This is a genomic window from Legionella septentrionalis (genome assembly GCF_003989745.1).
GTDB classification, from domain to species: Bacteria; Pseudomonadota; Gammaproteobacteria; order Legionellales; family Legionellaceae; genus Legionella_A; species Legionella_A septentrionalis.
The window spans coordinates 36,740-47,908 of record NZ_RZGS01000018.1 but is presented as its reverse complement, the minus strand read 5'-3'; the positions used below and the strand labels follow the sequence as shown (position 1 = coordinate 47,908).

Below are 11,169 nucleotides of genomic sequence, written 5' to 3'. Positions count from 1 at the left end.
GGGCATCATCATACTATCAAAGCTCCTATCGCGGGAGAGGGGGTAGATCGAAGTGAAATAGAAAAATTTGTGCTCAATTTAAGATGAAATCTTGGCTAAAAAACTTTAGGGACGTTGCCTACGAACTATCTCAAGGTGTGAGCTTAATGCTGCACCTTGAATGGGCACCGGGCGAATGTGAAAATCTGAGTAAAGCCGGCTTTGCCCCATCTTATTCTAACGAAAATTTTAACTTATTCAGTAAACGAGCAGAATCAAAATACATACCATAGGAACGCGCATATCATTGATAAAATAAAACGCAATCGGGCGCAGTATCAAGGTGCTATCAAATTTGCCGCCATGCAAGAACTTTACGACACAGTGAAACCTTCGCCAGAAACTGCAGATGATAACAAGCAGATCACTTAGTTTAAAAACAAACTTTTGGAACGTGGAACTGGCGAAGTTTTACAGCTTAACCGCTAATCCGATAAAGAAAAAATTCCTAAAGGCTTTATCGGTGTTTAGCATTGTGTTTGGCGTAGGGATCCACAACCTTAGGGTTAATGATTAATACTGCAATACAAACCCAAGGTAAGAGCATAAATTTTTTTACCTCACACAATAATATTGCAAAAACTTCCTTTGCACAAACCATCAAAAGCATAAGCATTTAAAAGCGCTGTAGAATACCTTCATGCAGAATGCAAACTAACTGGTAATTTGCATTTCTTGTGAATGCAAAAATTGCTGATGCAAAACATAAGCCACACAGGCAGTTAATTTTTTTGCCATACCGAGATGTAAAAATTCATTTGGCCCGTGAGCATTGGCATGAGGGCCTAATACACCCGTAATCATAAATTGAGCATTTGGAAATTTTTCACCCAGCATGAACATAAAAGGGATAGTGCCTCCCTCCCCCATAAACATGGCCGGTTTTTGATAAAAAGAGTGGGAGGCATCTTGAATTGCTCTGGACAGCCAATCTGCCAATAGCGGCGCATTCCAGCCCATGGACATACTGTCGACATGGAATGAAACTTTGGCGTGATAGGGTGCCGCCTGGCTTAATGACGACTGCATGGCTTTAGCAGCTGTTTCAGCATGTACAAGCGGCGGTATGCGCATCGATAATTTTAATACAGTTTTGGGACGCAGTACATTGCCTGCATCTGCAATGGCCGGTAAACCTTCTGCCCCAGTTATCGTTAAAGCAGGCCTCCAGGTGCGATTTAAAATCAATTGCTGCAGATTGTCTCCTACAGGTTCAACAGCAGGATGAAAAGGGAATTCTGTAAATACTCTGCTGCCAAGTACACCAGCGCAATTCGCAGCTTCATTGATACGCCCCGGAGGAATTTCGCATTGCAGCTCTGCCAGCTTAATCTCACCCGTTTTTTCCTCTTCAAGCCGGCTTAATAATTCCCTGGTTACGCGAAAACTGTCGGCAATAATGCCGCTTGCATTACCCGAATGCACACCTTCATGGATTAATTCTACGGAAAGGTTGCCTACAATGTTGCCGCGCAAAGACGTCGTTATCCACAATTGCTCATAATTTCCAGCCCCTGAATCCAAACATATAATTAATTTGGGATCACCCATCTGTGCTTTTATCATCTCAAGGTAATAAGGAAGATCCATGCTTCCACTTTCTTCACTTGCCTCAATTAATATCAGGCAACGGGAGTGAGGAAGGCCTTGCTCTTGAATAGCGCGGATAGCCGTTAAAGCTGCATACACGGCATAACCGTCATCGGCACTGCCGCGGCCATACAATTTCCCATCCTGCAAAGCAGGAATCCACGGTCCTAATCCCTCATTCCATCCAGACATTTCAGGCTGCTTGTCTAAATGGCCATATAACAAGACAGTCTCATGGGTTTGCCCGGCAATATCCATTAAAAGAAGCGGAGTACGCCCTGGAAGCCTGAGAATTTCTAACTTCATATTGTGGGGGGCGTGCGCTTTGCACCACTGCGCAATATGGCTTACAGCCTCTTCCATAAACCCATGTTCTTGCCATTTAGAATCAAAATTTGGAGATTTGTTAGGAATTTTGATGTAGTCGGAAAGGCTTGGAATAATTTCCTCCTCCCACTGTTTATCAATGTACTCAAGCAATCCTTGCGGATTTAACATGAACAATCTCCTTGATTAGGCTGATAATTTTTATGCTGGAAGATTGGATACCCAGTGCTTTTATCTTTTCTATCTGACTTTCGCTTTGCTCATCCATTTCTTGTAACGTAGTGAACAAAGTCTCGGGGCTTAATTTTTCATCCTCGATGACTTTACTTATCCCCAGCTTTTCAAAATAACGTGCATTTTGAATTTGATCGCCGCGGCTGCTTTGTTGAGGTAAAGGGATGAGAATATGCGGTTTTCCTAATGCCAATAACTCGTAAAGCGAGTTAGCACCTGCACGTGAAATTACAATTTGACTGGCTGCAAACAAATCGGCGAGTTCTTCTTTTGCATATTCGATTTGATAATACCCTTCCCTATCTTTAAGCGATGCATCAACCTTCCCTGGACCGCATACATGAATGACCTGGAAACGCGTACACAAAGACGCAAGGGAAAGTCGTACACATTGGTTCACCTTATTAGCACCCTGGCTACCGCCAATCACCAGCAAGCATGGTTTTTGATCGTTAAATCCACAACGTTGCAAACCTTTTTCCTTGTCACCCTGAAACAGGGAACGCCGTATGGGTGTGCCTGTGACTTCTACTTTCTCTTGTTTTTTAAAATGTTGTTTGGCTGCCGCAAAGGTCAAACAGATTTTATCGACGAAAGGAAAACTTAAGCGGTTTGCAAGCCCCGGCGTTAAATCGGATTCATGAGCAATGACTGGGATGCGGTTTAACCAAGCCCCTACGACTACCGGGAATGCTACAAACCCGCCTTTTGAAAAGACAATATCGGCTTTTAGTTTACGCAATAAGTAAAAAGACTGGACAATTCCAAGCAGTATTTTTACAGGATCAAAAAAATTCTGCCAGCTAAAATAACGTCTTAATTTGCCGCTGCTGATCCCATAAAAAGGGATCTGCATGGGGGCTATCATGTTTTTTTCCACCCCTTGGGCAGAGCCAATATAGGCAATCCCCCATCCTTCTTTCTGTAATTCATCGATCAATGCCATATTGGGAGTTACGTGACCTGCTGTACCGCCACCTGTCAATACAATTTTAGGATTCATCTTCGCATCGCTCATCTTAGTCGAGTACCTTGTCGATCAATAAACTCAAATCAACCGCCTGAATGGATTTGGTAATGGCCCCAATTGAAATATAGTCTACACCAGTTTTTGCCACTTCCGTCACAGTTGCCAGAGTGAGTCCACCAGAAGCTTCAAGCTCACATTCACCACGGGTCAAATCTACAGCTTCTACTAACATGTCTTTTGTGAAATTATCCAATAAAATCCGATCAGGCTTTGCATGCAGCGCTTCTTGCAACTCTTCCAGGTTTTCGACTTCGACTTCAACCAGCAAGTCTTTCTGCATATTTCTAGCCAAAGCCACTGCTGCTTTAATTGAGCCGCAGGCCTTGATGTGATTTTCCTTTATCAAAAATGCATCAAATAAGCCGAAGCGGTGGTTTGTACCGCCTGCACAAGCAACAGCATATTTTTGTGCATATCTTAAACCGGGTATCGTTTTACGCGTATCGAGCAAACGAGTTTTATAACCGCTTAGCTTTAATAAATATTCACGAGTCTTTGTTGCAGTAGCCGATAGGGTTTGCAAAAAATTAAGCGCGCTTCTCTCCGCAGTTAAAATACTGCGCACCGGTCCTTCAATCTGGCAAAGTGTTGCAGGTTCAGGCAACCATTGGCCTTCATCCACTTGCCATTGCACATGAATAGCCAAATCCACTTCGGCAAAAATGCAATCCACCCATGGACGCCCACAAACCACCATAGGTTCACGCGAAATGATTTTTGCCATAACCACTAAATCCAGTGGCAATAAAGCTGCGGTTACATCGCCACTTCCTACATCTTCAGCCAAGGCCCGCTTTACATCGGCCAGGATTTTTCCGTGTTCAGGTGTCATTTGCTAACCTTCTTGCTCTTCATATAGAGCGATTTAAGCCATGGAGGGGTTATAAACGTCGTAACAATAACCATTAGAATAATCGCTGAGAACAATTGATCAGGGATTACACCCAATGTTCGGCCAATGGATGCAAAGACCAAACCAACCTCTCCTCGGGGAACCATCCCCACTCCAATTAAAAATCGATTATCGCGCCTGTTACCACCCCAGCCGCTCAAAAGCTTTCCTATAATAGCCACAAGGCTTAACGCCCCCGCCATTAATAAGACATGAGGGTCAAAAAATAATTCTATCTTCACCTGAATGCCAATCAGCATAAAAAACAATGGGGCCAGCAAAAACTCCAAGGGCGCCACCAGCTCCTGGATGCTTTTCTCGGCTTTATGCTCCCGCTCCGCGCCAAAAAAACCATCTTTAATGATAATACCTGCCGCAAAAGCACCGATTATACTGGCTAGCTGCACGACCGTAGCAAGCCAGGCCAAGGTCATTACAAATACAAATGAAATAAATAATTTTAATTCCCAAGCTTCCAGAAAGCGAAAATAATGCACTGCCTTACGAATTAGCCAAGGACCAACCAATAGGGAACAAGAAAAAAATAAAAGCGCGGAGACAATGATTTTTATAATTTTTATCATATCTACCACATCACTTATTACAATACTACTTACAATAGCGAGAATAATTAAACCTAAAATATCATCCATCATGGCGGCACCAAGAATGGTGCGCGCCTCACGCGTACGCAGCTTTTTCATTTCTTTCAAGACACGAGCAGTGATGCCAACACTGGTAGCACAAAGTGTCGCCCCTACAAACAGATCGGCCTTGAACGAGGAAGTTGGAACAAGCAGTTTCATCGTCAGCAAACCAAAAACGATGGGAGCCAATACGCCGATGATTGCCACTTGTATGGATTCACGTCCGGTATTTTTAAGCTCCTCAAGCGAAGTTTCCAATCCCACCATAAATAATAAAAAAATGACCCCATATCGCGATAAAATGTCAACAACATATGCTACCTTTAACAATTCATTCGCATTGGTGTCTGTCAATGCCTCGACAACTTCTGCGGCATAATCGGGATTATGAACCATGGAACTGACTGCCGGCTGTAAAGGAGTTCCTTTCAATATTTCCGGCACCACATCAAATACCGCCGTACCCTCGCGCAAAATAACCGCCAGTTCCATGCCGAAGTAATAACAAAGATTCCCAAGAAGCATACCCATCAATAATTCGCCGAGCACGCCCGGCTGATTTAAACGCGAAGCGATGTATCGCCCTAAAATCCCAAATAGGAAAATTAAAGTTACCCAAAAAATTACAGAAGCAACCGGATCCATGTGTTCAGGATTGCTGCCCGCATGCACAAGTACAGGAAAGAACAGTACTAATAGTATTAAGTAACTTAGTTTAGACATTTAGTGTTCACATGGCAGTTCAATGGATTCATGGGCTTGTACCCCGCCAAATTGCACATAATGTAATTTGGCGGCTTATCTTTGTCTCAGTTATTCTGCTTCTTGCCATGTTTTGCCAAAAACAGGCAAGTTTCCAATACCGAATCCGGGTTTAGCGAAATACTATCAATTCCTTTTTCCATCAACCACTCCGCAAAATCCTGATGATCAGAGGGGCCTTGCCCACAAATCCCTACGTATTTACCTTGTTTTTTGCAAGTCGCGATAGCCATAGCCAATAAAGCTTTAACAGCACCATCCCGCTCATCAAATTGCGACGCCACCAGCCCGGAATCCCGATCAAGCCCCAAGGTTAGCTGCGTCAAATCGTTTGAACCAATGGAAAAGCCATCGAAATGCTGCAAAAATTCAGAAGCTAACAAAGCATTTGCAGGTAATTCACACATCATGATGATGCGAAGACCATGTTTGCCGCGTTCAAGATCATGTTGTTTTAATATATCGATCACTTGCTCTGCTTCTTTGACTGTGCGAACAAAAGGAATCATCACTTCGACGTTGGTTAAACCCATATCTTTACGCACCCGTTTTACAGCCTGACACTCCAGGGCAAAGCAATCAGCAAAAGCCGGTGAAACATAGCGAGCCGCCCCACGAAAACCCAACATGGGGTTTTCTTCATGGGGTTCATAAACAGCACCGCCGATTAAATTGGCATATTCGTTCGATTTAAAATCAGACAGTCTTACAATCACAGGTTTCGGATAAAAGGCCGCCGCAATAGTGGCGATGCCTTCCTTTAAACGCTCGATGTAGAATTCTACCGGGGACGCATAAGCAGCCGTTTTTTCTCTAATGCATTGTTTTAATTTTTCATCCTGCAACGAATCGTATTGCAGTAAAGCTTTAGGATGAATGCCAATGGTGTTGGAAATTAAAAACTCTAATCTTGCCAGTCCGACTCCGGCATTGGGAATTGCCTGAAAGTTAAAAGCCCGCTCGGGATTCCCTACATTCAACATGACTTTTATGGGTAATTCCGGCATCGTATCCACGTCAAGGCGGTGCAATTCAAAAGGGAGTAACCCCTGATAAACATAACCAGTATCCCCTTCCGCACAAGAAACGGTGACTTCATCACCATCCTTTATCCTCTTAGTCGCATCGCCACAACCCACCACTGCCGGAATCCCTAGCTCGCGCGCGATAATGGCCGCATGGCAGGTACGCCCGCCGCGGTTGGTAACAATGGCAGCAGCGCGCTTCATCACCGGCTCCCAATCCGGATCGGTCATATCAGAAATTAAAATATCGCCCAGCTCGACGCGATGCATTTCTTCCACATCGCGGATTACTTTTGCTTTCCCCTGGCCGATGCGCTGGCCTATGCTGCGTCCTTCAGTTAAAACCTCGCCTTTCCCTGCAAGCTTATAGCGCTCCAATACTTGTTTATTAGCGCGGCTTTTTACGGTTTCCGGGCGGGCTTGCAGAATATAAAGTTTCCCATCAACCCCATCTTTCGCCCATTCGATATCCATTGGACGCCCGTAATGCTTTTCAATTACCAAAGCATGATGCGCCAACTGTTCGATTTCTGAGGTTAATAATGAAAAGCGACGTTGTTCTTCAGCTTCGACAGGGATTGTTTTTACGTATTCCTCTGTATTTGGATTGTCGCAGTAAACCATCTTAATGGCTTTCGTACCCAAGTTGCGACGAATGACTGCCGAATGCCCAGCCTGCAAAGCAGGCTTATAGACATAGAATTCATCAGGATTTACTGCGCCTTGCACCACCATTTCCCCCAAACCATAGGAGGAAGTAATAAACACCACTTGCTCAAATCCGGATTCGGTATCCATGGTAAACATAACACCGCTGACCGCCAAATCACTGCGCACCATTTGCTGGATACCTACGGATAATGCGACATCTTGATGGGCAAAACCATGATGAGTACGATAGGCAATGGCGCGATCATTATACAACGAGGCAAACACCTGTTTAATGGCTGTCAGCACCGCTTCAATGCCTTTGACGTTTAGCATGGTTTCCTGTTGCCCTGCAAACGAAGCATCAGGCAAATCTTCTGCCGTGGCGGAAGAACGCACCGCTACGCTAAAGTCATTATGGCCAATTATTTGGGCAAGATTAATGTAAGCGGTGCGGACAGCATCTTCAAAATCGCCGGAAAAAGGTGCATTTATTATCATGCTGCGAATTTTTTTACCGACAGCAGTAAGCTGCTGCACGTCTTCAACATCAACAGTTTCTAACAATTCGTGTATTTTCTTATCCAGTTGATTGGTATGCAGAAATTCACGAAATGAATCGGCTGTCGTTGCAAAGCCTGTGGGAACAGCTACATTTGCAGTAGATAGATGACGGATCATCTCACCTAATGAAGCATTTTTACCGCCAACCTGTTCTAAATCCTGCATGCTCAAATGCTTAAATTCTATCGTATGTCCACTCACAGCCATAATTACCTCAGTCCTTATAAAAATGACCACCATTCTACTTAAATTGCCGGGCTATGTGAATTAGATACGCAAGTGCGTCAACAGAAGAAATGGAGTTTATCTTGGGAATTTGACCGCAGCTCTTATTCACATCTTGAGCTGCATTTACTATTATATGCGCTTTATCATTGCAGTGAATCCGCCCATGACACTATCTTCTTTAAATGCCGTTTCTCCCATTGACGGACGCTACTTGCAGAAAACAAATCCGTTAAGTCCTTACTTTAGTGAATTTGCCCTCATTTATTATCGATTAATGGTTGAAATTCGCTGGCTAGAATCCTTGGCTGCGCATGAAAAAATTTCCGAAGTACCTCGTTTGAATCCTGAAGAAATAGCTTTTTTAAATGATTTACTTAAAAATTTTAATGAAGAAGACGCATTGCGAGTCAAGGAATTTGAAAAACAAACAAACCATGATGTAAAAGCGGTTGAATATTATCTTAAAGAAAAACTGGAACAATCAGCCACATTAAAAAAGTTGACCGGGTTTATCCATTTTGCCTGTACATCAGAAGACATCAATAATCTTGCCTATGCTTTGATGATGAAAGAAGCCCTTGCACACGTCGTGCAACCCACATTAGCGGAAATAACAGGCAGCATCACCTTAATGGGTAAACAGCATGGCGATGTCCCCATGCTGGGCAGAACCCATGGGCAACCCGCCACCCCTACTACGTTAGGCAAAGAGTTAATCAATTTTGTAGCGAGGCTTAAGCGCCCGCAGCAGCAGCTTGCCGAAGTATTAATTTCAGCCAAATTCAATGGTGCTGTAGGTAATTACAATGCCCACGCCATTGCCTATCCTGAAGTGGATTGGCGCAAACATTGTGCCAATTTCATTTCTCATTTGGGCTTGTCATTTAATGCCTATACCACCCAGATAGAACCGCATGACGGCATTGCTGAAGTTTCACATTTAATGATCCGTATAAATAATATTTTATTAGATTACACACGCGATATTTGGAGTTATATTTCCTTAGGCTATTTCAAACAAAAAACGGTAGCTGAGGAAGTTGGTTCATCCACCATGCCGCATAAAGTTAATCCGATTGATTTTGAAAATGCCGAAGGCAATTTGGGATTGGCAAATGCCTTATTCGAGCACTTTGCCAATAAACTTACGCAATCAAGGCTGCAACGTGATCTTTCCGACTCCACGGTTTTACGCAATTTAGGAGTAGCTTTTGCCTATACTCTGATTGCTTATCAATCCATCGCAAAGGGCAATGAAAAATTACAATTGAATCAGGAGCCGTTGCGCGATGATTTAAATGATAATTGGGAAGTGCTTGCCGAAGCAATCCAAACCGTGATGCGCCGCTATCAAATCCCGAATGCCTATGAGCAATTACGGGATTTAACGCGTGGTTCTGCAATCAATCGTGAAAACTTACGACAGTTTGTTGAATCGCTCACGATTCCTGAAACAGCCAAAAAACAATTATTGGAACTTACTCCGGCAAAATACACAGGATTAGCAACGCAATTGGTGAAGGCTTTTTCATGACGTTATCTCAGCAGGGAAAAACCTACGAATTTGACGTTATTGTCATAGGCAGTGGCCTCGCTGGACTCCACTATTGCCTGCAATTACTGGACTTAAAGCCCAAGATAAACATTGCGCTTATAAGCAAAGTAGAAGCCAATGAATGCAACAGCCGCTATGCGCAAGGCGGCGTTGCGGCTGTATTCAATTCGGATGATTCCATTGCATCGCATATTGCCGATACGCTTAAGGCAGGAGACGGTTTATGCTATCGGCCTTCCGTTGAAAGCATCATCCGCCAGGGGCCGGATGCCATCAAACAATTGCAACATTATTCGATCCAGTTTAATAAAACAGCGGAAGGTAGCTACGTACTTGCAAAGGAAGGTGGGCATTCTCACCGGCGTATTTTTAATTGCGGCGATCAAACCGGTTTGAACATCATCGAAGCTTTGGTTAATACAGCGCGCCTTAAAGAGCAAATCCATTTTTTTGAGCATCACATTGCAGTAAATCTCATCACTCATTATCACCCGCATTGTGTCAGTGATCAGGGAGAAGTGCTGGGCGCATATGTGTTGGACAGTTTAAATAACTGCATTCATACTTTTTTAGCCTCTTGCGTGGTATTGGCAAGTGGGGGAGCAGGTAAGACTTATCGGTATACCAGCAACCCCATGGTAGCCACCGGCGATGGTGTTGCCATGGCTTATCGGGCTGGGGCACGTGTGGGTAATATGGAGTTTTATCAATTCCACCCTACTTTGCTGCATCATCATACCATTAATAATTTCTTAATTTCCGAAGCTGTACGTGGTGAAGGCGGAATATTGAAAAATGCAGATACTGGCGAGCGCTTCATGGCTCGTTATGCGCCGCAGCAAATGGAATTGGCAACCCGCGACGTGGTATCTCGCGCGATATTCAATGAAATCGAACAGAGCCAGAATAGTTTTGTGTATCTTGATATCACCCACCAGCCCAAGTCTTTCCTGAAAAAACGTTTTCCGCAAATTTATAATACCTTGCTCTCCATTGGAATTGAGATGAGTCAAGATATGATCCCGGTGGTACCCGCGGCGCACTATCAATGCGGTGGCGTGCTAACCGACGTAAATGGCCAAACGGATTTAAAACGGTTATATGCCATCGGTGAAGTAGCTTTCACCGGTTTGCATGGCGCCAACCGTTTGGCCAGCAACTCGCTGTTGGAAGCAGTCGTAATGGCTGGCAATGCGGCCCGCAATTCTATAAAAGATATTGCTACCCATTGGGAAACCACAACCCATATTCCTAATTGGAGCTCGCCTAGCGAAGTCAATGCCCGCCGTGCCAGTCAGATCAATGCCCATTGGCGAAGTCTGCGCGGGGAAATGACTTCTTATGCTGGCATCATCCGCACTGAAGCAGGCCTTGAAGATCTTCTACAATTAATAATAAAGAGACATAAAATTATTGAGGAATATTATTGGAAACATAGTATAACTCGTGATTTTATCGAGCTGCGTAACATTATTCTGAATGCTGAACTCATTGTGCGGGCAGCATTGTCGAGAAGAGAATCCAGAGGTGGTCATTTCCGGGAAGATTTCCCGCAAAAGAATAAAGCAACTCAAGAAAGTATAGCGCGGTTAAATTCACCGCAAAATCCGTTTATATAGTAAGGTGTG

The 11,169-nt window shown here is 43.9% G+C and carries 7 protein-coding genes; 2 read left to right on the top strand and 5 right to left on the bottom strand.

Going from position 1 to position 11,169, the window contains the following annotated elements:
• Nucleotides 1-693: 693 nt before the first annotated feature.
• From ELY11_RS07390 to ppsA, 5 genes are all read right to left on the bottom strand, one after another.
• Nucleotides 694-2,127 carry a M20 family metallopeptidase gene (locus ELY11_RS07390; protein ID WP_127032855.1) on the bottom strand — a complete coding sequence of 478 codons (1,434 nt, stop codon included), beginning with the start codon at nucleotides 2,125-2,127 and terminating at the stop codon, nucleotides 694-696.
• Entirely contained in the window at nucleotides 2,102-3,193 is a 1,092-nt protein-coding gene (locus tag ELY11_RS07385; protein ID WP_126954163.1) for an undecaprenyldiphospho-muramoylpentapeptide beta-N-acetylglucosaminyltransferase, read from the bottom strand. Before ELY11_RS07385 ends, ELY11_RS07390 begins: the two co-directional genes overlap by 26 nt.
• A gap of 16 nt (nucleotides 3,194-3,209) precedes the next feature.
• Nucleotides 3,210-4,052 carry a carboxylating nicotinate-nucleotide diphosphorylase gene (gene nadC / locus ELY11_RS07380; RefSeq protein ID WP_127032853.1) on the bottom strand — a complete coding sequence of 281 codons (843 nt, stop codon included), beginning with the start codon at nucleotides 4,050-4,052 and terminating at the stop codon, nucleotides 3,210-3,212.
• Entirely contained in the window at nucleotides 4,049-5,482 is a 1,434-nt protein-coding gene (locus ELY11_RS07375; RefSeq protein WP_126954132.1) for a cation:proton antiporter, read from the bottom strand. The genes nadC and ELY11_RS07375 overlap by 4 nt, the downstream gene beginning before the upstream one ends.
• A gap of 86 nt (nucleotides 5,483-5,568) precedes the next feature.
• Nucleotides 5,569-7,965 carry a phosphoenolpyruvate synthase gene (gene ppsA / locus ELY11_RS07370; RefSeq protein ID WP_127032851.1) on the bottom strand — a complete coding sequence of 799 codons (2,397 nt, stop codon included), beginning with the start codon at nucleotides 7,963-7,965 and terminating at the stop codon, nucleotides 5,569-5,571.
• A 184-nt stretch (nucleotides 7,966-8,149) separates the two neighbouring features.
• Here ppsA and purB point away from each other — a divergent pair, with 184 nt between their 5' ends.
• Complete coding sequence (gene purB, locus ELY11_RS07365) at nucleotides 8,150-9,520, top strand: adenylosuccinate lyase (RefSeq protein WP_126954164.1); 1,371 nt, start codon at nucleotides 8,150-8,152, stop codon at nucleotides 9,518-9,520.
• Entirely contained in the window at nucleotides 9,517-11,160 is a 1,644-nt protein-coding gene (gene nadB, locus ELY11_RS07360) for an L-aspartate oxidase (protein ID WP_126954134.1), read from the top strand. Before purB ends, nadB begins: the two co-directional genes overlap by 4 nt.
• Nucleotides 11,161-11,169: the final 9 nt, after the last annotated feature.